The sequence below is a fragment of the Fuscovulum ytuae genome, assembly GCF_029953595.1.
GTDB classification, from domain to species: domain Bacteria; phylum Pseudomonadota; class Alphaproteobacteria; order Rhodobacterales; family Rhodobacteraceae; genus Paragemmobacter; species Paragemmobacter ytuae.
Genome location: NZ_CP124535.1, coordinates 732021 through 753751, shown reverse-complemented (window position 1 = coordinate 753751; position 21731 = coordinate 732021). Strand labels below are relative to the sequence as shown.

The window sequence follows — 21731 nt, the reverse complement described above, 5'->3', positions numbered from 1 at the left end:
CGCCGAACAGTCTGCCCAAGCACTGCCCACCGCCGCGCCACATGGCATGATCCTGCAAGGGAAACCCACAGATGCCCGATGAAACCGCCGCCCCGCCACCTTTCCACCATCCCCTCCGCAGCGCCACACTGGCTACACGCAAACCCACCCGGTTCGACCTGCGCCCCGATCGCAGCACACGCGACTGGATGGCCACGCAACTGGGCTTGATCGCCCTGCCTGCCTTTCGCTTTGCCGGAGAAATTCGCCCCGCCGGGCGCGAAGATTTCACGCTAGAGGCAAAGTTGACGGCAGAGGCGGTGCAGCCCTGCTCTGTCACGCTGGCTCCCGTCACGGCGCATCTGACCGAAGACGTCCGCCGCCACTACATCGCCAAGTGGCAGGAACCCGAAGGCGACGAGGTCGAGATGCCCGAAGATGACAGCGAAGAACCGCTGCCCGAAACGATCGATCTGGCCCTCGTGGCGCTAGAGGCCCTTGAGCTTTCCCTGCCGCTTTATCCGCGTGCCGAAGGCGTGGCGCTTGGCGAGGCAGTTTTTGCGGCCCCCGGCACCGCGCCCTTAAGGGATGAAGACCTTCGTCCCTTCGCCGGGCTTGCCGCGCTGAAGTCGCGTCTGGATGGGTCGGATCAAGGCTAATACCGGCTTTGCGCGACCCGCAAGAAAGGGGCTTGCGCGCGCAGGAATTCCGGCTATGTTCCGCGCCTCATCAGATGGCAGGTATCGGCTCGCGCGGAATGTGGGCAAACCGCTGTCAGCAATAGGAAAATCAGGGGCATGTCCCCGCTACCCGAGGTTGAGACATGGCTGTCCCTCAGAACCGAGTCACCCGTTCGCGCCGTAACATGCGCCGTGCGCATGACGCGCTTGTCGCTGGCAATCCGCAGGAATGCTCCAACTGTGGCGAGCTGAAGCGTCCGCACCATGTGTGCAGCGCTTGCGGCCATTACGACGCGCGTGAAGTCGTCGCGACCGCAAAAGAGATCGATCTGGACGAGGACGCGGCGTAAGCCGCGCCCACGACGCCTCGCCCGATGGCCAACGGAGTCCAAGATCCGGCAACCGACGGCGCGAAGCGTATCGTCATTTCCGTCGACGCCATGGGTGGAGACAGGGGACCGGCAGCCGTTGTTGCCGGTCTTTCGTTGTCTTTGCGCGAATTCCCGGATGTGAGCTTCCTGCTGCACGGCAACGAGGCCGAGCTGGCCCGTCTCGTGGCACAGCAAGAGGGGTTGGCCGGTCGGGTGACCCTTTGCCATGCAGATCGCGTGGTCACCATGCAGGACAAGCCCAGCCAAGTGATGCGCAATGGCGAAGGGACCTCCATGTGGTCCTGCATCGAAAGCGTAAAGCAGGGCGCAGCCTCCGCTGCCGTGTCTTGCGGAAATACCGGGGCCTTGATGGCCCTGTCGATGATCCGCTTGCGCCGCCTGCCCGGCATCAACCGCCCTGCCATCGCCAGCCTCTGGCCATCGCGCAACCCCGGCGGGTTCAACGTCATGCTGGACATGGGCGCTGATGTGAAGGCCGAGGCGGATGATCTGCTGCAATTCGCCATGATGGGCGCATCCTATGCCCGCAATGGCTTGCGTCTTACCCGCCCGCGTGTCGGCCTCCTGAATGTCGGGACGGAAGAACATAAGGGCCGGGCCGAGTTGAAAGAGGCGCATGAACGCGTGGCACAATCGGCCGAGGCGGGCGGTTTCGATTACGTGGGCTTTGTTGAAGGCAGCGATATCCCCTCCGACCGGGTCGATGTGATTGTGACGGATGGCTTTACCGGCAATATCGCGTTGAAGACCGGCGAAGGCACGGCAAAGCTGATTTCGGATTTCCTGCGGGAAGAGTTCAACGCCAATCTTTTTTCCCGACTCGCTGCCGTTTTCGCCCTGTCCACCCTGCGGCGCCTGCAAAAGCGGATGGATCCGCGGCGGGCCAATGGTGGGGTGTTCCTTGGGTTGAACGGAACAGTGGTGAAATCGCACGGATCAGCAGATGCCACCGGCGTCGCGGCCGCGATCCGTTTGGCACACCAATTGGCTGCCGCCGGCTTTCAAGAACGTCTTGCAGCACGGGTTGCCTCTGCCATGCGTCCGGGGCAGGATGACAGCGTAACGACCCCGTCCGAGACGGCCGTGGGGACGGGAGGCGGGACCAAGGAATGACGATACGCGCCGTCGTAAGGGGCGTGGGACACTATCTTCCCGAACGGGTTGTCCCCAATGCCGAGTTTGAGCAGATCATCGAAACCAGCGATGAATGGATCCGCAGCCGATCGGGCATCGAAAGACGCCATTTCGCAGCCGAAGGCCAGACGACGTCGGATCTCGGACTAAGGGCCGCACAAGCTGCCCTTGCCGATGCGGGGCTAGACGCGAATGACGTGGATGCCATCATCGTGGCAACTTCGACCGCAGACCTTACTTTCCCGTCCGTTGCCACGATGATTCAATCGGGCCTTGGTCTCTCGGGCGGCTTTGCCTTCGACGTGCAGGCCGTCTGCGCGGGATTCGTTTATGCTCTGACAACGGCCAATGCCTTGATCCTGGCTGGTCAGGCCAAGCGTGTTCTGGTGATTGGGGCCGAAACCTTTTCGCGCCTGATGGATTGGAAGGACCGTTCCACTTGCGTGCTGTTCGGTGATGGCGCAGGCGCCCTGCTGATTGAAGCGCAAGACGGCGCAGGAACGGTCGCCGATCGGGGCATTTTGTCCACCGATCTGAATTCGGATGGGCGTTTCAAAGACATCCTTTACGTCGATGGCGGCGTGTCCACCGGCGTGACCGGCCACCTGCGCATGGAAGGCAAGGAAGTTTTCCGCCATGCCGTTGAAAAGCTTGCGGAAACAGCGCATACCGCGCTTGAGAAAATCGGCCTTTCCGGCGGCGATGTGGATTGGATCGTGCCACATCAGGCCAATATCCGCATCATCGAAGCAACCGCCAAACGCATGCAGGTACCGATGGACCGGGTGGTTGTCACGGTGCAGGATCATGGTAACACCTCTGCCGCATCCATCCCCTTGGCGCTCTCCGTCGGCAAGCAACGGGGGCAGATCAAGCAAGGCGACCTTGTCGTGACCGAAGCGATCGGCGGCGGTTTGGCTTGGGGCGCGGTGGTCTTGCGTTGGTGAAACAACGCCCCGGCGCATGAAATGTACGCTGCAAGTTGTTGATATTGACTCGTTAATCCAAACCGCTCAGTCTGACACAAAACCCGGGGGGGACTTTGGCATGAGTGAGAAGACATTGACGCGCATGGATCTATCCGAAGCGGTGTTCCGCGAGGTGGGTCTGTCACGGAACGAAAGCGCGGCTTTGGTGGAAAGCGTTCTGCAACACATGTCCGACGCTTTGGTCGAAGGCGAGACGGTGAAGATCTCTTCCTTCGGAACCTTTGCCGTCCGCAGCAAATCCGCGCGGGTCGGTCGCAACCCGAAAACCGGGGATGAAGTGCCAATCAGCCCGCGCCGGGTGCTGACCTTCCGCCCTTCGCATCTTATGAAAGATCGCGTGGCTGCCGGAACCAAACGGTAAGGATTTCCGCGGATGGAGAAATCGCCTGAGGCGTTCCGAACCATCAGCGAAGTCGCAGACCTGCTGGACACCCCGGCCCATGTTCTGAGGTTCTGGGAAAGCCGCTTTCCCCAGATCCGGCCTGTGAAACGGGCGGGTGGTCGGCGCTATTATCGCCCCGGCGACGTTGCGCTTCTTGCGGGCATAAAGAAACTTTTGCACGACGATGGGCTGACAATCCGCGGTGTCCAGAAAATCCTGCGGGAACAGGGCATTCGCCATGTGTCCGGACTTGGCGCGCCCCTGCCCGATCTGCAACCCGGCGAAGGCGCCGTGATCGACCATCCTGAAGACATCGCAGAGGATCAGGACTTCCTGTTATCTGTAATTGCCTCACCCAAAGCGCCGTCTGACACGGCCCAGATCATCCCCTTGGATCAGGTTTTTGCGCGTCAAGAGACCGCGCGCCAAGCCGCGTCGCAGGATGATGACGCGCCTCAGGAAAGCCGGCTGGAAGACGTTCCCGAAGCGCCCTTCATGGAGGCTGAAGAAGATCAAGACAGCGGCGAACAGCTGCCATTTGCCACATATCCCGCATCGGATGCCGAAACCGCCGCCACGCCAACCAACGAAGTGCAGGGCAATCTCTTTGCGGCGGCCGATGACACCCCTGACGCCCCTTCTGAAACAGCCCTTTCGCCCCCAACAGACACAGGTACAGACGCAGCCCTGTCAGAGGCCGAGAAGGACAGCGATGACGGAGGGATTGAGGTGACCATTGCCGCCCTTTTGCGGCGCAGCCACCGCGCACGCCTTGCCACGCATCAGGCTGAATTGGCCCGTCTGCATGATCGTCTCGCCGACCTGCGCGACCGGGTGGCCGAGGCGTCGCGCCGCCGCGTGCGTTGATCCTGCGACGATGCGCTTTCCCGCTTGCCCCTGCCCGGAATATCGGTATGTATCCCGCCTGTCGGGCCGTGGCGCAGCCTGGTTAGCGCGTCCGTCTGGGGGGCGGAAGGTCGCGAGTTCGAATCTCGCCGGCCCGACCATTACCGAAACCGCCCGCCTGCCGCATGGCAGCGCGGGCGGTTCCGTTTAGCGCACCGGGGGGCTTGAGGTGACAGAAATCGGCGTTCTTCCCTCGCAAAGCCTGCGGCACCTTATTGCGACGGGCGCCATCACGGGCGCGGAACCGATCACCGATGCGCAGGTCCAACCCGCCAGCCTTGACCTGCGGCTGGGCACGGTTGCCTATCGCGTGCGCGCCTCTTTCCTTGCCGGTCACGGACGGACCGTGGCCGAACGGTTGGCAGAGTTTGAGATGCACCGTGTGGACCTGATCGACGGTGCGGTGTTGGAAAAGGGCTGCGTCTATGTGATTCCCTTGATGGAATCACTCTCGCTGGCGCCCGAGCTGACGGCTGTGGCGAATGCAAAAAGCTCCACAGGACGGCTGGACCTCCTGACGCGCACAATCACCGATGGCGGAACGGAGTTTGACCGTATCACGCCGGGTTATAAAGGCCCGCTTTATGCCGAGGTCTGTCCGCGCAGCTTTTCCGTGCTGGTGCGGCCCGGCATGCGGTTGAACCAGATCAGGTTCCGCCACGGGCAGGCCGTTCTGGATGATGACGAACTGGCCGCGCTGCATGCACAAGAGCCGCTGGTTTCGGGCGAAGCTGTGATTGCCGGGGGGTTGGGCTTTTCGGTCGACCTGATGCCCGAAACGGGCGACCTCTTGGGCTATCGCGCCAAGCCGCATACGGGCGTGATTGATCTGGACAAGATCGGCCATTACCCCGCACGGGACTTCTGGGAAGAGTTGCGCAGCACCGAAGGCCAGATCATCCTTGATCCGGGTGCCTTCTACATCCTTGTCAGCCGCGAAGCGGTGACGATTCCCCCTGATTATGCGGCAGAAATGGCCCCCTACCTTGCCATGGTGGGCGAGTTTCGGGTCCATTATGCAGGCTTTTTTGATCCGGGCTTTGGCCATGCTTTGGCGGCAGGCGAAGGATCGCGCGGCGTTTTGGAAGTGCGCTGCCACGAAGCACCCTTTGTTTTGGAACATGGGCAGGTGGTGGGGCGGCTGGTCTATGAACGCATGACGGAAAGGCCTGAAACCCTGTATGGGCAGGCCATCAAGTCGAATTATCAGGGTCAGGGCCTGAAACTGGCCAAACAGTTCCGCTGATCAGCGCCAGAAGCGACGTCCGATCCGCATCATCTGTTGTAGACGTTTTTGGGTTTCAGCCGATTTCGCATGATGTCGGCGTTCGGCATCTGTCAATTCGCCCTTTGGCTTTGGCCCGCCCCCGATGCGGTCGACGCCATGTTTCATTGCCATGCCAAGCGCTTGGCGGAGCAGCCGCCCGCCCATCCCCTGCAACAGCCTGTTCCAATCCATCGCAATCGCCCTTTCACTAATCTTCGAACAGCTCGCTCTGCCCGACCGTTGCCTCATCCTCGTCATCAGACCGCGTGGCGCTGCCGGGAAGCGGGCGATTGTCCAACAGACCGGCTGCCCGCAATTCCTTAAGCCCCGGTAAATCACGCGCGGATTCGAGACCGAAATGATCTAGGAACTGTTCGGTCACAACAAAAGTGACCGGACGGCCCGGCGTCATCCTTCTGCGGCCCAAACGAATCCATTCCAGTTCCAAAAGCTGATCCACCGTCCCGCGCGAGACGGCGACACCCCTAATCTCTTCGATCTCGGCCCGGGTGACAGGCTGGTGATAGGCGATAATGGCCAGCGTTTCGATCGCGGCACGGCTGAGCTTGCGCTGTTCCACCGTTTCCTTGCGCATCAGATGGCCAAGGTCTGGCGCGGTTCGGAAGGCATGGGCATCGCCCACGCGCACAAGATGCACCCCCCGCCCCTCATAGCGCTTGCGAAGATGCACCAAGGCCTCGGCCGGATCGCAACCGTGGGGAAGGCGGGATTCCAGTTCGGCCACCGTCACGGGTTCGGCAGAGGCGAACAGGATCGCTTCGATCATACGTTCCTGTTCCGCCATGGGCGGTGCCTCAAACAGGCTGCGTTCAATGGGTTCGGGGGCGTCGGTCATAGGTCTTTCCGGCGCAGTTGGATCGGGGCGAAGGTCTCACCCTGACGCAATTCAACCTGCCCGCGCTTGGCCATTTCTAGCACGGCGGCGAAATGTGCCGCGGTTGAGGAGCGGCGGCGCATTGGATTGACGTCCCAACCTTCCGGCAGGAAAGAGGTTAGGTCCGCCCATTCCCCCGCATAGCCGATCAGGCCACGCATCCGATCCAGCGCCTGTTCCATTGTGAAAACATGGTCGCGGTCCATCACGAAGGGGCGGAATTCATCCTTGGTCCGCGTCCGGGCATAGGCGCGCATCAGATCAAGAAGTGTCGCTGAATAGGTGATCTTTCGGTTCAGCGCGATATCTTCGGGCAGGCCACGGGCAAAGAAATCGCGCCCCAATTGATCGCGTGCCATAAGGCGGGCGGCCGCCTCGCGCATCGCCTCAAGCCGTTCCAACTGAAAAGCCAGATGTGCAGCGAGTTCTTCTGCCGTCGGTCCGTCCTCGCCCGGTTCGGGGGGCAAGAGAAGGCGGGATTTCAGAAAGGCAAGCCAAGCCGCCATGACAAGGTAATCGGCAGCAAGTTCAATCCGCAGCGCCTGCGCGCGGTTGATGAAGCCAAGGTATTGATCGGCCAGTTGCAGGATCGAGATGCGCCGCAAATCGACCTTCTGGGTGCGCGACAGGGTCAAAAGCAGATCAAGCGGCCCTTCGAACCCGTCGACATCGACGATAAGCGCCTCTGCCGCGACGCGTTCGGCAGGGGGAAGACGTTCCACTCCGGTCCAATCGTCAGACATGCGCGTTTCCTTGCAGGACCTTTGCAAGGTCATCTTCCAAGGCGGCGATGTCAACGGCATCAGGCGCTTTGCGCCAAGCCAGCGCCGCGGCAGCGCGCGTTTGGCTTGCGCTGTCCATCCGCCCTGCGGCAGCGGCGACGGCCTGCATTTCCGAAAGATCGCCCTTGCAATGAAGGGCAATATCGCAGCCTGCGGCACGGGCGGCGGCCGTACGTTCGGCCAAACTGCCCGACAGGGCCTGCATATTCAGATCATCCGTCATCAGAATGCCCGCAAATCCGATCCGGTTGCGGATCACGTCGATCATCACGGGCGATTGGGTGGCCGGACGATCCGGATCGAATGCCGCGAAGATGACATGGGCCGTCATGGCCAGCGGCATGTCCCGAAGGGCATGGAAGGGGCTGAAATCGGTGGCGTCAAGGTCATCGGGTGATGCGGTTACCGTGGGCAGATCGTGATGCGTGTCGGCCGTCGATCGGCCATGGCCCGGCATATGTTTCATCACCGGAAGGACGCCGCCCGCAAGATGCGCCTCGGCCACGGCGCGGGCAATCGTGGCCACCCCTGCCGGCGCGCTGCCATAGCAGCGGTTGCGCAGGAAAGGATGGGTCGAGTCAGAGGCCAGATCACAGCAAGGGGCGCAATTGGCATCGATCCCGACGGCGCGCAGCTCATGCGCGATGATCCGCGACCGGAGGGCCATGCCGCGTGCGGCCTGCGCCCCGCTTTGCATCACCTGATCCAGCGGGGGCAGCCATTCGCGCCAATGGGGCGCGCGCAGACGCTGCACCCGCCCGCCCTCCTGATCCACCAGAATGGGTGCGTCATGGCCTGTGCTGGCGCGCAGATCATCTGTCAGACGGCGGACTTGTTCGGGCGTTTCGATATTGCGGGCAAAGAGGATGAACCCGAAGGGATCGGCATCGCGGAAGAAGGCTGCCTCATCCGGTGTGAGGGTCGGGCCGGAACAGCCGAAGATCGCGGCACCTTGCCCGAATGTCATCCGCGCTGCTCGACCGGGATGCACGAGGCGTTTTGGGACAGCATTTCGGTGCAGAAGCCCCGTGCCTCGGTTTCATCGGCAAAGCCGTGGGCACGCAGGCGGAAGAAGGTGCGCCCGCCGCTTTCTGCGGCTTGAACGACCAAGGCCTTGCCAAGGAAGAGGGGGCCGAACTGATTTCCAAGCTTTGCCCATTCGGCGCGTGCCTCTTCCGCCGTATCAAAGGCGCCAAGCTGAACAAGGCGGGTGCCGGCAGGGATGGCGGCGGGATCGATTTCAGCGGCAGGAGGCGGCGCGGATGTGGTCAGGGCTACCTGTTCCACGGCCAGATCGGCCTGCCCCGGAGAGGTTGGCCGCGGGCGAGGGCGGATTTGGCCAGAAGCGGTGGTTTCGGCGGCTGCAGGCGTGGCCTCTGGCAGGGGTTCGGCCAACGCCTCGGCCAAGGCCTGCGCCACAGCGTCAGGATCGGGGCCAAGGTTTTCTTCGGCCTCGGCCAGTGGCGCGACCGCCGCAACGGGCAGTGCGACGGGCGCTGCCGACACGGGGGTCACGCTGGCCTCATCAGCCGAAGGCATCGCCCCGGCAAGGGCAAGGCCGGGCGCATCTTCAAGGCTAAGATCGACGGGACGCGGGGCAAGTACAAGACGATCCGGCGGCGGGGCCGCAACGCCAAGTGCCGCGACCGTATTCACAGCAAGGCCCTGATGATCGGCCACCTCGCCCCCGGGATCCTTGGGGGCGATGCGCATGGGGCCTTCCAGCGCGCGCACGACAGGCACGCCATTGGCATCCCGGACAGCGACGCGATAGCCCCAATAGGCAAGACCAATCACCAGCGCGACGGAACAGACCGCCCCGGCAAGGTGGACGATCTGTGCCATCCGCCCGCCGTGCGGGGCATGATCTGACCAGCCGGATTCTTCGCCGGGATCGAAATCGTCGTAATCAACCTGCGCCATGTCTAGCCTCGTGCCGGATGCGATACGTGCCGCAGCCGCGTTCTTTGCCTGCTCGACCGGACGGGGCGCTGTTGATCAGCGCATTTCCTCGACCGGAGTGACGCCCAAGATAGCAAGACCGCTGCAAATGACAACGGAAACGCTGCGCGCAAGGGCGATTTTCGCCTGTGAAACGGTCGGATTGTCCTCTTGGATGAAGCGAAGGCTGGTGTCGTCATTGCCGCGGTTCCACAGGCCGTGGAAATCAGAGGCAAGTTCATACAGATAGAAGGCCACCCGATGCGGTTCATTGTTCCGCGCGGCAATCTCGACCAAACGGGGCCATTCCGCGATCTTCTTGGCCATAGCCAGTTCGGCGTCATGCGTCAGGATCGACAGATCGGCCGCCATAAGGGTGCCATCCGCCACATCCAGCCCCGCCTCACGCGCCTTGCGCAGGACGGAATTCACGCGGGCATTGGCATATTGGACGTAAAAGACCGGGTTGTCCTTGGACTGTTCCAGCACCTTGTCAAAGTCGAAATCCAGTGCCGCGTCGTTCTTGCGGGTCAGCATGACAAAGCGCGTCACATCGGCCCCGGCCTGTTCGACCACGTCGCGTAGCGTGACGAATGTCCCAGCCCGCTTGGACATCTTGAAGGGTTCGCCGTTTTTATAAAGCTTTACTAACTGGATCAGCTTGATATCGAGCGGCACGCGGCCATTCGACAGGGCCGAAACAGCAGCTTTCATCCGTTTGACATAGCCGCTGTGATCGGCACCGAAGATGTCGATCAGCTGGTCAAAGCCACGCCGCACCTTGTTGTAGTGATAGGCGATGTCGGGGGCGAAATAGGTCCAGCTGCCATCGGATTTCTGCACCGGGCGGTCCACATCATCGCCATGGGCGGTGGACCGGAACAGGGTCTGGAGGCGGGGTTCCCAATCTTCGGGTTCCTTGCCCTTGGGGGGTTCCAGCGTACCCTCATAGATCAGCCCCATGGAGCGCAGGGTGCTGATCGCGGCCTCAATCTCGCCCGTGCCATACAGCGCCTTTTCGGACGAATACACATCCATCTCGACGCCCAAGATTTTGAGATCGTTACGGATTTCGGCCATCATAATTTCGGTGGCAAAATCGCGCACGTCTTTTAGCCAGACGGATTCCGGCTGATCCAGCAGGGTGGCACCGTATTTGGCCTTTAGCGCCTCGCCCACAGGAATAAGGTAGTCGCCGGGATAAAGGCCTTCGGCGATGGCGGGTTCAAGACCATGCGCCTCGCGGTAGCGTTCATAGGCAGAGCGGGCCAGCACATCGACCTGCGCACCGCCGTCATTGATGTAATACTCCCGCGTCACATCCCAGCCCGCAAAGGACAGAAGCCGCGCCAGCGCATCGCCAAAAACCGCGCCGCGCGTGTGGCCCACATGCATGGGGCCCGTGGGATTGGCCGAGACGAATTCGACATTCACCTTCAGCCCCTGCCCAAGGCTTGAACGGCCATAGTCGATCCCCTGCGCCAGCGTTGCGCGGATCAACCCGTGCCAAAGCGCGGTGTCGAGACGAAGGTTAAGGAAACCCGGACCGGCAACATCGGCCCCGGCGATGCGGGGATCGGCCATCAGGCGCGCGGCAAGCGCCTCGGCGATGGCGCGGGGCTGCATGCCGGCAGGCTTGGCCAGCACCATGGCGGCATTGGTGGCCATATCGCCATGCGCGGCATCGCGCGGCGGCTCCACTGCGACGGCGGTGGTATCCAATCCCTGCGGCAGCACGCCTTCGGCGGCAAGATCGGCAAGGGACGCAATGACGAGGTCCCGGATATCCGAGAAGAGGTTCATTTGATCACATTCCTGTCTGGTTGCCTCCGGCAATGCCAGAGGCGACCTGACAGGTCAAGGACGCCGGATCAGGCGGGGTTGTCGGGCCCCGGCTTTTCGCCCCTCGATTCATCGGCGGGAGGCGTTCGGTGGCGCAGGTGATGGGCCTCGCGCGCCCCGAAATGACCGGCAAGGATCGCGCCCACCAGCCACCAAAGTTCATCCGGCATCCGGTCAAGGCTGGCCATGCCCCGATCAAAGAGATCAGGCCGGATCAGCGCAAGAAACATCAAGGCCACGGTGCCATAGACAAGAACAGGGCGAGGCAAGCGGTTGGCGGCGTCGATCAGGCGATCATAGCGGCCCTGCGGGGCTGCGGATGCGTCTGATCGGGCCAGAGCGCGCAGATGACGCGCGGCGATTGCGGCTTTGGAAAGGATCGACTTCGGCATTCCGGCCCCCATGATGATGAGAGCCAGAGTTGCGCGAAAGGGTTAACGGGCGCGGTAAGGAGCGCGCGCTCAACTTTCCGGCTTGTTCGGGTCGACATAGACACCCTGTTCCTTCAGGGCATCCACCACCTCGGCCGGCATGTAGGTTTCGTCGTGTTTGGCAAGAATTTCCGTGGCTTGGAAGGTGCCATCGATCATGCTGCCGGTGCCCACCATGCCTTGGCCTTCGGCAAAAAGGTCGGGCAGGATGCCGGTATAGGCCACCGGGATGGATTCGTTCATATCGGTGACCCGGAACGTCACGGTTTCACTTTGGCCACGGACGATGGACCCTTCCTCGACCAGGCCACCGATGCGGAACACCTCTCCCTGCGACGGCGGGTCTTCGACGACCTGGGTGGGAGAGCGGAAGAAGTTGATCCCGTCCCGCATCGCATAACCCACAAGGCCCGTCGCCCCAACCAGCGCCACGGCAGCCAGCGCGATGATCTGGATACGGCGTTGTTTCTTCAGACCTTTCAGACCGGCCATGAACCCTCCTACGGGAAGACGGGGGCAAGCATCAGCCCTTGGGTTTCGGGCAGGCCCAGCATGATATTTGCGTTCTGGATCGCCTGACCGGAAGAGCCTTTGGTCAAATTATCCAAGACGGCGATGATGACCGCACGACCGGGCTTCCGGTCGCCGATCACCCCGATATGGCAGAAGTTGGAGCCTGCGATATCGCGTGTCGAGGGGAGCGCGCCAAAAGGTAGCACTTTCAGGAATGTCTCGGATTCATAGGCGGTTGCGAGGGTTTCGTGAACCACCTTTGGGTCGCCCTTGACATAGACGGTGGCCAGGATGCCCCGGTTCATCGGCAGAAGGTGCGGGGTGAATTGTACCTGCACGGGGCGGCCGGCGATCGCGCTGAATTCCTGATCGAATTCGCCAAGGTGGCGGTGTTTGCCGCCTGCGGAATAGCTATGGGTGCCGCCAGACAATTCGGCGTGAAGAAGGTTTTCCTTCAAGGACCGCCCTGCCCCGCTGACGCCTGCTTTCAGGTCAATCAGGATATCATCCAGATCGATGCAACCCTTTGAAATCAGGGGACGAAGCGCGTATTGCCCGGTGGCTGCGTTGCAGCCCGTGCCTGCCACGAGGCGGGCGTTGCGGATGGCGTCGCGGTAGAATTCGGTCAGGCCATAGACGGCCTCTTTTTGCAGGTCGACGGCCGTGTGGGGTTGGCCATACCAGCGTTCATATTCCGCCGGGTCACGCAGCCGGAAATCGGCGGAAAGATCCACGATCCTGAGGGTGCGGGGCAGTGCGGCCACAACCTGTTGGGTCGTGGCATGGGGCAGCGCACAGAAGCACAGGTCGATGCCGGAAAAATCGATCTCGTCGATCTTTTGCAGCGTGGGAAGGGTCAGGTGGCGCAGGAAGGGAAAGACATCCGCCATCGCCATTCCTGCCTTGCGATCGGCGGAAAGTGCCGCGATTTCAAAGCCTTCATGCGTGGCAATCAGGCGGACGAGTTCGGCACCCGTATAGCCCGACGCCCCAAGGATTGCGACTTTTGCGGCCATTGCGACCCCCTTTCCAGATGCCGCGTTGATGCGGCAGGCTGGGGCAAGTGGCAAGGGATTTTTGGCTGCAACGGCTGTGCCCTGTTTTGTGCCGCCTTTTGTGCGGCATTCTGTGGGCACGCAGCGCGCGGTGAAGGCGCATGTCGCGCAACGGCAGAGGCAAAGGATCAATCCAGCCTATGGCCCTGCTGCGTGATCAAAAGCATCGCTTATACCCCGGCCTTGGTCGCCGTGGCGTCAAGCCGCCTGAAACTCGATCCGACGCCGCAGGAACTGCGTTGCCTTGTTCGACACAGCCTTGGGATCGCCCGTGGTCAGGAACTTCGACTCGGTCCCATGGCCCAGAAACTCTGGCCGCCGCGTGAGGTAATCGGCCAGCGATTCTGCCACCAGATTGGCTTGGCTATAGACCTTCACCCCCTGCCCCAGGGCATCCTGAAAAATCCGCTCCATCAGCGGGTAGTGGGTGCAACCAAGGATCGCCGCCTCGGGCGCGGGCATGCGGCGCTTCAACGCCTCGACATGGGATCGCACCAGCGCCTCGGCCAGAATCTCATCGCCCTGTTCGATGGCGTCGACCACGCCGCCGCAGGGCTGCGCCTCGACATCAACGCCGATCGCGCGGAAGGCGAGCTCGCGCTGAAAGGCGCGAGAGGCGACGGTGGCAGGCGTGGCGAAGAGAGCCACATGTTTCACAGCCACCTCGCGCGGGGGGGAGTTGTCGCCCCATTGCCGTTCGGTCAGCGCCTCGATCAGCGGGACGAAGACACCCAGCACACGCTTGTCGGCGGGCACCCAGGTTTCCTGCATCCGTTTCAGCGCGGCGGCAGAGGCGGTGTTGCAGGCTAGGATGACAAGGTCGCAGCCTTCGGCCCAAAGCCGTTCGGTGGCGGCACAGGTCAGGCGGAAGATGTCATCGGCATCGCGCACGCCATAGGGTGCATGGGCGTTGTCACCGAAATAGACAAACGGGATATCGGGCAGACGCCGCGCAACCGCATCAAGAACCGTCAGGCCGCCCAGACCCGAATCGAAGATGCCGACCGCCATCACCGCCCCCTTTTCCGGCTTATGCCGGATGCTGCCCTTGTTGGGCGCAGCATAGGCGCGATGGCGGAAGGGGAAAAGGCCATTGCCGCGCCCTATGACGCGAGAAGTGGCGCGGGGGCCGGAAATTGGAGCCATGCATCCTTTACATGGCAGATATACTTCTTATGTGGGGTCTCCCGTGGTAGCGTGCCCGGGATTTGCACGGTGATCGACATGATGGACTGGGATAAACTGCGGATTTTTCATGCGGTTGCCGATCGCGGCAGCCTAACCCATGCGGGGGATGTCCTGCATCTGAGCCAATCCGCCGTCAGCCGACAAATCCGCGCGCTTGAGGAAAGCCTGAACGTCACGCTGTTCCACCGCCATGCGCGGGGGTTGATCCTTACCGAACAGGGTGAGCTTTTGTTCGATGCCACCTCGCAGATGGTGAAACGGCTGGAGGCGACGGCCGCGCGCATCCGTGACAGCGAGGACGAGGTGTTTGGCGAGTTGCGGGTGACCACCACGGTGGGCTTTGGCACGCTGTGGCTGGCCCCGCGATTGACGGCGCTTTATCAGAAATATCCCGGCCTGAAGATCGACCTGATGCTGGAAGAGCGGGTTCTTGACCTGCCGATGCGCGAGGCGGATGTGGCCATCCGCATGAAGGAACCATCGCAGGCAGACCTGATCCGCAAGCGGTTGATGCAAATCCGAATGCGGGTTTATGCGACGCCGGAATATCTGGCCGAGAACGGCACGCCCGAAACCATGGCGGATTTCCATTCTCATCGGTTGATCTGTCAGCATCCGGGGACGGCGCAGGTGGCAGCAGGGGCTGTTCTGGTGCAGCAGTTGATGAGCAATGACATCCCCTCGACCCTGACGGTGAACAACTATTTCGGGGTCTTGCAGGGCGTGTTGAACCATATTGGGATCGGGGTCCTGCCCGATTACATCACCGAGGATTTCCCCCACCTTGTTCGCGTTCTGCCGGATGTGGAAAGCGCCGAGGTGCCGGTCTTTTTGGCCTATCCCGAAGAGCTGCGCCATTCCAAGCGCGTGGCCGCCTTCCGCGAGTTCGTCAGCGAAGAAATCTTCAAGTATCGCAAGCGCGAACAGGCCTAAGATATCTAGGGCGAAGGGCCGGGGCGGAAACGTTTCCATGCCTGTCGCACAAAGCCATGCGCAAAGTGCATAGCGGCCATGATGCGCCTGCGGCATTCCTGCCCTTGCACGGAATCATCCGCCACCCTAGATGCAGTGGCGAGGCGGTGATCGAGTTCTTCTCTTGCCGCTTCATACCTCCCTGTTGGACTTGGGCCGAGCTTCTGCTCGGCCTTTTTTTTGGTTTTTTGAGGTTTTTTCGACTCTGCCCGTCAGATGGGCCGCTTGTCGCGCCGATTGGTCAGGAAAGCAGCATCCGCAGGAGAGGTGGCCAGCGCGATTGCCCGGTCATAGGCCGACTGTGCCGCCGGCCCCTGCCCTGCCCGCGTCAGAAGTTCCGCCCTGGCGGCATGGAGAGGTTGATAATCACTTAGAGCTTCGGCCAAGGGGGCAAGGTCGGCAAGGGCCTGTGCAAGATCGCCCGCCTCGGCCACAGCGACCGCGCGGTTGAGGCGGATGACGGGCGTAGGTTCAAAATCAAGAAGGCGGGTGTAAAGCGCCACGATCTGCGGCCAATCGGGCGCGGGATCGGCGAGATGGCAGGCGGCGATGGCGGCCTTGATCTGATAAGGGCCGGGACTGCGGCGGGCCATCGCGGTGTCGATCAGGGCTAGCCCTTCGCGCATGGCGGCGCGATCCCAGTTGCCACGGTCCTGTTCTGTTAGGGGAACGGTCGCGCCGTCGGGGCCGATGCGGGCCTTGGCGCGGGATTGAGTCAGCAAAAGAAGCGCGAGGCACCCTTCAATTTCGGCCTCATCCGGGCGGAGTTGGACAAGGAGCCGGGCGAGGAAGACGGCCTCGGCGCAGAGGTCGCGGGGTTCGTTGGGGCCTGCCACATATCCGGTGGTGAAAATCAGATAGAGGGTGGCCAGCACCGTATCGAGGCGCGACGGCCAATCTTCGGGGCCGGGGATGGCAAAGGGGATGCGGGCCGCCGCGCTCTTGGCCTTGGCGCGCGACAGGCGCTGGCCCATCGTGGGTTCCGCATCAAGAAAGGCGCGGGCGATTTCGGAGGTGGTCAGGCCGCAGACCGTGCGCAGCGTGAGGGCGACGCGGGATTTCGGGTCAAGCGCCGGATGACAGCAGGCGAAGATCAGGCGCAGGCGGTCATCGGGGATATCGGGATGATCGTCGAGGGCGGCTTCGTCCTTGGCCAGAACCGCCATCGCCTGCGCATGACGCTGGGCCGTGCGGTCGCGGCGAAAGCCGTCAATCGCCTTGCGATAGGCCGCCCGCAGGAGCCACGCTTCGGGGCGGGCGGGAAGACCCGCCCTGCCCCAATGGGTAAGTGCCGAGGCCGCCGCCTCATGCAGCGCATCCTCGGCGCGCTGGACATCGCCAAGCCGAGAGGCAAGCGCCGCGACGATGCGGCCCCGATCCCGGCGCAGGCAATGGGCGAGCGCGTCTTCCGGGGTCATCAATAGACCATGACCGGGCGCACCTCGACCGTGCCGATGCGGGCGACGGGAATTTCGGAGGCATAGGTGAGGGCGGCATCAAGGTCGGGGGCCTCGATCAGGTAGAAGCCGCCCAGATGTTCGCGGGTTTCGGCAAAGGGGCCATCCATGGTTTCCCGTTTGCCATCGCGCAGGCGGAGGGAGGTGGCGGTTTCAACCCCTTGCAGACCGTCGCCGGCGAGGAAGGTGGCGACGCCCTTGGTGCGTTCGCCGACGGTCATGAAGCCTTGCATATAGCTGTCCCATTCGGGCGTGCCGGGTTTGGGTTCGATCGCGGGGTCCACATAGAGGAGAAGCATGTATTTCATCGGGTCAACCCTTTCTCTTTGCGATGGCGGGCGGGATTGCCGCACCATCGTAATGCAAGGACGCAAGGCGCGGGCGGATTTCGACAGGACCGCGAAAGGGGCGGCAAAAAAATCCTGCTGCGCGGGTTGCCCGTCCCTTCCCCCTTTCCCTTCCGCCCCGTTTCGCCTAGACGCGCGGGCAAGCACCAGACCCGAGGGATGCCGCCATGACAGAGCCCGCCATCACCCCCGAACTGATCGCCAGCCACGGGCTGAAGCCGGATGAGTATCAGCGGATATTAGAGATCATCGGGCGGGAGCCGACCTTCACGGAACTGGGTATCTTTTCCGCGATGTGGAACGAGCATTGTTCCTATAAATCGTCGAAGAAATGGCTGCGCACGTTGCCGACCACGGGGCCGCAGGTGATCTGCGGGCCGGGCGAGAACGCGGGTGTGGTGGATATCGGTGATGGGCAGGCCGTGATCTTCAAGATGGAGAGCCACAACCACCCGTCCTATATCGAACCCCATCAAGGCGCGGCGACGGGCGTGGGCGGCATTCTGCGCGATGTGTTCACCATGGGCGCGCGGCCCATCGCGGCGATGAATGCCCTGAGCTTTGGCGAGCCGTCGCATCCCAAGACATCGCATCTGGTGAAGGGTGTGGTTGAGGGGATCGGGGCTTATGGCAATGCCTTTGGCGTGCCGACGGTGGGCGGTGAGGTGCGGTTTCACCGCGCCTATAACGGCAACTGTCTGGTGAACGCCTTTGCGGCTGGTTTGGCCGATGCGGACAAGATCTTTTACTCTGCCGCCAGCGGTGTGGGGATGCCTGTCGTCTATCTTGGGGCCAAGACGGGGCGTGATGGCGTCGGCGGGGCCACGATGGCATCTGCCGAATTCGATGACACGATCGAGGAAAAGCGTCCCACGGTGCAGGTCGGCGACCCTTTCACCGAAAAGCGCCTCTTGGAGGCGTGTCTGGAACTTATGGCCTCTGGGGCGGTCATCTCCATTCAGGACATGGGGGCCGCGGGCCTGACCTGTTCGGCAGTGGAGATGGGCGACAAGGGCGGCCTTGGCATCCGGCTGCAACTGGACAACGTGCCCCAGCGCGAGACGGGCATGACGGCCTATGAGATGATGCTGTCGGAAAGCCAAGAGCGGATGCTGATGGTGCTGAAGCCCGAGAAAGAGGCCGAGGCGCGGGCGATTTTCGTGAAATGGGACCTTGATTTCGCCATCGTGGGCGAGACGATCCCCGAGGATCGGTTCCTGATCCTGCACGGGAATGAAATCAAGGCAGACCTGCCTTTGTCGAAGCTTTCCTCTTCGGCCCCGGAATATGATCGGCCATGGGTGGAAACCCCTGCGGCAGCGGCCTTGGCGGACGTTCCGGCGATTGCGCCCTTGGCGGGGCTGCGCGCGCTGATCGGCAGCCCGACCTATGCCCATAAGGCGTGGGTCTGGGAACAATATGACAGTCAGGTGGGCGCCGACACTGTGGTGACACCGGGCCTGCCTGCGGGGGTGGTGCGGGTGCATGGCACGGGCAAGGCGCTGGCCTTCACGTCGGATGTGACGCCGCGCTATGTGAAGGCGAACCCGGTCGAAGGCGGCAAGCAGGCGGTGGCCGAGGCCTATCGCAACCTGACGGCGGTGGGGGCAAAGCCCCTTGCCACGACCGACAACCTGAATTTCGGCAACCCGGAAAAGCCGGAAATCATGGGGCAATTCGTCGGCGCGATCAAAGGCATCGGGGCGGCGGTGGCGGCACTGGATATGCCCATCGTTTCGGGCAACGTGTCGCTTTACAACGAAACCGATGGCAAGGCGATCCTGCCCACGCCGACGATCGGCGCGGTGGGGATTCTGTCTTCGCTTGAGGAAATCATCCATGGCAAGCCCAAGGCGGGCGATGCGGTGGTGCTGATCGGGGACGCGGGCGCGCATCTGGGCCAATCGGCGGTTCTGGCCGAGATGTTCGGGATCGAGGCGGGCGATGCGCCGCATGTCGATCTGGAGACCGAAAAGCGGCATGGGGAATTCGTGCGGGCCAACCGCAAGCTGATCCGGGCCTGCACGGACCTTGGCGATGGCGGCTTGGCGCTGGCGGTCTTTGAAATGGCCGAAGGCGCGCGGATCGGCGTGACGGTCGAGAGTGGCGAGGCCGGGTTCCTGTTTGGTGAGGATCAGGCGCGGTATCTGGTGGCGACCGACAAGGCCGATGCCCTGATCGCGGCGGGCAAGGCGGCGGGGGTTCCGGTGGCCGTGGTGGGCCGCTTTGGCGGTGAGGCCGTGTCCTTTGGCGGCGATGCGGCCCCGATGGCCGATTTGTCGGCGCTGTATCGGTCGGCCTTTGCGACGGCGGTTGCCTGATGCTGCGGCGCGCGACCGAGGGGGAAATCCCAGAGGTCGCCGCCCTGATCGCGGGTCAGCCCATGGTGCTGTTGCAGCAGTCCGAAGATTGGCTGCGCGAGATCGCCAACGGTCCGGCACAGGGGGTGCTGATCTGGGATGACGGCGGGCTTGAGGGCTTTGCCGTCATAGATTGGGATTATCCGGGCGTCATGGGCCTTTGGAACCTTGCCCTCTTGCATCCCGGACGGGGAACGGGGCAGAGGTTCATCCGCGCCGTGCTGGATGAGGTCTTTGGCGTGATGGGGGCGCATCGCCTGTTCTGCGATGCCGCCTTCGACAATGCGGCGGCCTTGGCGGCCTTTCCCAAGGCGGGATTTCAACGCGAAGGCGTCATGCGCGCCTGCTGGCAGCGCGAACCGGGGATTTGGGTCGATTGCGTTGCCTTTTCGATGCTGCACCAGGAATGGAAAGCCCTGACATGACGCTGCGCCCTGCTTTGCCTGCCGATTTCGCCTTTATCCGCGCGCTGGCGCAGCGGCCGGATTACGGCATCTACATCACCGATGAGGATGAGGCACGGCTTGCCTTTTATGCCAGTGATCCGGGGCATCGGCTGCTGATCTGGGAAGAGGATGGCGCGCGGGCGGGCTTTGCGCTGTTTGCCGAGGTGGGTGAGCCATCCGGGGCGGTGGAGTTGCGCAGGCTGGCCTTGGATGTGGCGGGCGGTGGGCGTGGCCTTGGTTTCGTGCGGGCGCTGACTGATTACGGGTTTGCGGTCTTGGGCGCGCGGCGCGTCTGGTTGGATGCGAGCGGTGAAAATCTGCGGGCGCAGAAGATTTATGAACGGGCGGGCTATCGGCTAGAGGGGCGGCTTCGGGATCATTGGTGGCGCCCGATGCTGGGGCGGACTGTGGACCTGATGCTGTATGGAATGCTGCGGGCGGAATGGGAAACCCTTCCATCCCCTGCCCCACTTGCGGCCCCACGACCTTAGGCATACATCTTTGGTCAGGAATACCGGGGAATGACCATGGCGATTACGGCGCAGGATATCGAGAAGCTGATCCGCGAAAGCTTTCCACAGGCGAAGATCACGGTGCAGGGCGATGATGGGCAGCATTTCGCCGCCGAGGTGATTGACGCAAGTTTCAAGGGCATGAACCGGGTGCAACAGCAGCGGGCGGTCTATGCCGCGCTGAAGGGCAAGATGGATGGCGCGCATGGGGAACTCCATGCGCTGGCGCTGACGACCAAGGCGCCGGATTGAGAGGAACGGAAGAATGAGCGCGCAGGACCAGATCCGCGAGACGATCGAAAAGAATGACGTGGTGCTTTTCATGAAAGGCACCAAGATGATGCCGCAATGCGGGTTTTCGTCCCGCGTGGCGGGGGTTCTGAATTACATGGGCGTGACCTTCGCCGATGTGAACGTGCTGGCCGATCCCGATATCCGGCAGGGCATCAAGGATTTCAGCGACTGGCCGACGATCCCGCAGCTTTACGTGAAGGGCGAATTCGTGGGCGGCTGCGATATCGTGACCGAGATGACGCTGTCGGGCGAGTTGGACGCGCTGTTCGATCAGAAGGGCGTGACCTATGACAAGGACGCGGCGAACAAGATCCGCGAGGCGAATGCCTGAAGGGGTGTTCGTTTGAGGAAGGGCCCGCCATTGGCGGGCCTTCTTTGTTTCAGAGCCCGGTTACCATCAAGTCGAAAGCACGGATGATGCGATCGCGTTCGTGCGACAGGTTGGCGACGAAGGTTCCAAGCTCTCCCAAAGTCAAGGTGGCGACGACATGGGGGGCGAGACGAAGACGGATGTCACCCACCGTCAAAATCGGCGACAGAGCGGGCAAAGCAGGCACGACGGCCCCTTCGGGGATGGCAAGGCAAACGGCACGGGTGTTCAGCGCATCCAGCAAATCCGATTGAAGTACGACCACATAGTCCCCTTCGGCCATGCGATAGAGGTCATATTGTTCGGCCATCAGAATTTCCTGAAGCGGGCAAGCGGCACGCCGTTCTCTTCGATCCACTTGTTGTAAGCCGCGATGTCGGCGGCGTTGTCTTCCTTCCAGCGGCGGCTGCGTTCCGCGCGGACCTGCGCGCGGATACCTTCCTCGGCGGCGCGTGAGATGTTGAGGCCGAGCGCGCGGGCTTCGTCCAGAAGGGCGGCATCAAGGGTCATCGATGTGGCGCGGCGCGTGGTGGACATGGGTTGCTCCTTTTCCGGCCCGCACCATACCGCAAAACATACCGCTATTGAAGCGGTATG

At 62.5% G+C, this 21731-nt stretch carries 27 protein-coding genes and 1 tRNA gene; 14 read left to right on the top strand and 14 right to left on the bottom strand.

Annotated elements, in window-relative coordinates; translation table 11 throughout:
* The first annotated feature begins 71 nt into the window (after nt 1-71).
* The 8 genes from QF092_RS03725 (at nt 72) to QF092_RS03690 (ending at nt 5708) form a co-directional block, all read left to right on the top strand.
* The gene (locus tag QF092_RS03725) at nt 72-638 is read left to right on the top strand and encodes a YceD family protein (RefSeq protein WP_281467768.1); all 567 of its coding nucleotides are present in this window, start codon (nt 72-74) and stop codon (nt 636-638) included.
* Nucleotides 639-802: 164 nt separating this feature from the next.
* A complete protein-coding gene (rpmF, locus tag QF092_RS03720) occupies nt 803-1009 on the top strand; it encodes a 50S ribosomal protein L32 (protein WP_101920344.1) in 207 nt (68 codons plus the stop codon).
* 24 nt (nt 1010-1033) lie between these two features.
* Nucleotides 1034-2164 carry a phosphate acyltransferase PlsX gene (plsX, locus tag QF092_RS03715; protein ID WP_281467765.1) on the top strand — a complete coding sequence of 377 codons (1131 nt, stop codon included), beginning with the start codon at nt 1034-1036 and terminating at the stop codon, nt 2162-2164.
* A complete protein-coding gene (locus QF092_RS03710) occupies nt 2161-3132 on the top strand; it encodes a beta-ketoacyl-ACP synthase III (protein WP_281467762.1) in 972 nt (323 codons plus the stop codon). The genes plsX and QF092_RS03710 overlap by 4 nt, the downstream gene beginning before the upstream one ends.
* Before the next feature lie 100 nt (nt 3133-3232).
* Nucleotides 3233-3535 carry an integration host factor subunit alpha gene (ihfA, locus tag QF092_RS03705; protein ID WP_281467760.1) on the top strand — a complete coding sequence of 101 codons (303 nt, stop codon included), beginning with the start codon at nt 3233-3235 and terminating at the stop codon, nt 3533-3535.
* A 12-nt stretch (nt 3536-3547) separates the two neighbouring features.
* On the top strand, nt 3548-4423 hold the full coding sequence (locus QF092_RS03700) for a MerR family transcriptional regulator (RefSeq protein ID WP_281467758.1): 876 nt from the start codon (nt 3548-3550) through the stop codon (nt 4421-4423).
* Between the two features lie 62 nt (nt 4424-4485).
* Nucleotides 4486-4563 (top strand) — tRNA-Pro (locus QF092_RS03695).
* Nucleotides 4564-4631: 68 nt separating this feature from the next.
* Nucleotides 4632-5708: a 2'-deoxycytidine 5'-triphosphate deaminase gene (locus QF092_RS03690; RefSeq protein ID WP_281467756.1), complete on the top strand. Its 1077-nt coding sequence runs from the start codon at nt 4632-4634 to the stop codon at nt 5706-5708.
* Here QF092_RS03690 and QF092_RS03685 read toward each other — a convergent pair whose 3' ends face one another.
* From QF092_RS03685 to QF092_RS03640, 10 genes are all read right to left on the bottom strand, one after another.
* Nucleotides 5709-5921: a hypothetical protein gene (locus QF092_RS03685; protein ID WP_281467753.1), complete on the bottom strand. Its 213-nt coding sequence runs from the start codon at nt 5919-5921 to the stop codon at nt 5709-5711.
* A 16-nt stretch (nt 5922-5937) separates the two neighbouring features.
* Complete coding sequence (scpB, locus tag QF092_RS03680; RefSeq protein ID WP_281467751.1) at nt 5938-6585, bottom strand: SMC-Scp complex subunit ScpB; 648 nt, start codon at nt 6583-6585, stop codon at nt 5938-5940.
* Nucleotides 6582-7367, bottom strand: coding sequence for a segregation and condensation protein A (locus QF092_RS03675; RefSeq protein WP_281467749.1), 786 nt, complete (start codon nt 7365-7367; stop codon nt 6582-6584). Before QF092_RS03675 ends, scpB begins: the two co-directional genes overlap by 4 nt.
* Complete coding sequence (locus QF092_RS03670; protein ID WP_281467747.1) at nt 7360-8373, bottom strand: glycoside hydrolase family 3 N-terminal domain-containing protein; 1014 nt, start codon at nt 8371-8373, stop codon at nt 7360-7362. The genes QF092_RS03675 and QF092_RS03670 overlap by 8 nt, the downstream gene beginning before the upstream one ends.
* The gene (locus QF092_RS03665) at nt 8370-9329 is read right to left on the bottom strand and encodes an SPOR domain-containing protein (RefSeq protein WP_281467745.1); all 960 of its coding nucleotides are present in this window, start codon (nt 9327-9329) and stop codon (nt 8370-8372) included. Before QF092_RS03665 ends, QF092_RS03670 begins: the two co-directional genes overlap by 4 nt.
* A 75-nt stretch (nt 9330-9404) precedes the next feature.
* On the bottom strand, nt 9405-11150 hold the full coding sequence (argS, locus tag QF092_RS03660; protein WP_281467743.1) for an arginine--tRNA ligase: 1746 nt from the start codon (nt 11148-11150) through the stop codon (nt 9405-9407).
* 68 nt (nt 11151-11218) lie between these two features.
* The gene (locus QF092_RS03655) at nt 11219-11581 is read right to left on the bottom strand and encodes a 3TM-type holin (protein WP_281467742.1); all 363 of its coding nucleotides are present in this window, start codon (nt 11579-11581) and stop codon (nt 11219-11221) included.
* A gap of 69 nt (nt 11582-11650) precedes the next feature.
* Nucleotides 11651-12103, bottom strand: coding sequence for a cytochrome c maturation protein CcmE (ccmE, locus tag QF092_RS03650; RefSeq protein WP_281469746.1), 453 nt, complete (start codon nt 12101-12103; stop codon nt 11651-11653).
* Between the two features lie 17 nt (nt 12104-12120).
* Nucleotides 12121-13149: an N-acetyl-gamma-glutamyl-phosphate reductase gene (argC, locus tag QF092_RS03645; protein ID WP_281467740.1), complete on the bottom strand. Its 1029-nt coding sequence runs from the start codon at nt 13147-13149 to the stop codon at nt 12121-12123.
* A gap of 237 nt (nt 13150-13386) precedes the next feature.
* Nucleotides 13387-14199, bottom strand: coding sequence for a glutamate racemase (locus QF092_RS03640; protein WP_281469744.1), 813 nt, complete (start codon nt 14197-14199; stop codon nt 13387-13389).
* 216 nt (nt 14200-14415) lie between these two features.
* On the opposite strand from QF092_RS03640, the gene QF092_RS03635 reads away from it, so the two are divergent.
* Entirely contained in the window at nt 14416-15309 is an 894-nt protein-coding gene (locus QF092_RS03635) for a LysR family transcriptional regulator (protein ID WP_281469742.1), read from the top strand.
* 251 nt (nt 15310-15560) lie between these two features.
* On the opposite strand, the gene QF092_RS03630 is transcribed toward QF092_RS03635, so the two are convergent.
* Nucleotides 15561-16766, bottom strand: a complete 1206-nt coding sequence (locus QF092_RS03630) for an RNA polymerase sigma factor (RefSeq protein ID WP_281467738.1) — start codon at nt 16764-16766, stop codon at nt 15561-15563.
* The gene (locus tag QF092_RS03625; protein ID WP_281467736.1) at nt 16766-17113 is read right to left on the bottom strand and encodes a YciI family protein; all 348 of its coding nucleotides are present in this window, start codon (nt 17111-17113) and stop codon (nt 16766-16768) included. The genes QF092_RS03630 and QF092_RS03625 overlap by 1 nt, the downstream gene beginning before the upstream one ends.
* Before the next feature lie 206 nt (nt 17114-17319).
* Here QF092_RS03625 and purL point away from each other — a divergent pair, with 206 nt between their 5' ends.
* From purL to grxD, 5 genes are read left to right on the top strand one after another with little or no spacing between them, the layout of a single operon-like run.
* Nucleotides 17320-19473 (top strand): phosphoribosylformylglycinamidine synthase subunit PurL, encoded by a 2154-nt coding sequence (gene purL, locus QF092_RS03620; RefSeq protein WP_281467734.1) that lies wholly within the window; start codon nt 17320-17322, stop codon nt 19471-19473.
* The gene (locus QF092_RS03615) at nt 19473-19937 is read left to right on the top strand and encodes a GNAT family N-acetyltransferase (protein WP_281467732.1); all 465 of its coding nucleotides are present in this window, start codon (nt 19473-19475) and stop codon (nt 19935-19937) included. The genes purL and QF092_RS03615 overlap by 1 nt, the downstream gene beginning before the upstream one ends.
* Complete coding sequence (locus QF092_RS03610) at nt 19934-20449, top strand: GNAT family N-acetyltransferase (RefSeq protein ID WP_281467730.1); 516 nt, start codon at nt 19934-19936, stop codon at nt 20447-20449. The genes QF092_RS03615 and QF092_RS03610 overlap by 4 nt, the downstream gene beginning before the upstream one ends.
* Before the next feature lie 36 nt (nt 20450-20485).
* Complete coding sequence (locus QF092_RS03605; RefSeq protein WP_281469740.1) at nt 20486-20722, top strand: BolA/IbaG family iron-sulfur metabolism protein; 237 nt, start codon at nt 20486-20488, stop codon at nt 20720-20722.
* Nucleotides 20723-20735: 13 nt separating this feature from the next.
* Nucleotides 20736-21095 (top strand): Grx4 family monothiol glutaredoxin, encoded by a 360-nt coding sequence (gene grxD / locus QF092_RS03600; protein WP_281467728.1) that lies wholly within the window; start codon nt 20736-20738, stop codon nt 21093-21095.
* A 49-nt stretch (nt 21096-21144) separates the two neighbouring features.
* Here the strand turns inward: grxD and QF092_RS03595 are convergent, their stop codons facing one another.
* Complete coding sequence (locus QF092_RS03595) at nt 21145-21444, bottom strand: CcdB family protein (RefSeq protein WP_281467726.1); 300 nt, start codon at nt 21442-21444, stop codon at nt 21145-21147.
* On the bottom strand, nt 21444-21671 hold the full coding sequence (locus QF092_RS03590) for a type II toxin-antitoxin system CcdA family antitoxin (protein WP_281467724.1): 228 nt from the start codon (nt 21669-21671) through the stop codon (nt 21444-21446). The genes QF092_RS03595 and QF092_RS03590 overlap by 1 nt, the downstream gene beginning before the upstream one ends.
* Nucleotides 21672-21731: the final 60 nt, after the last annotated feature.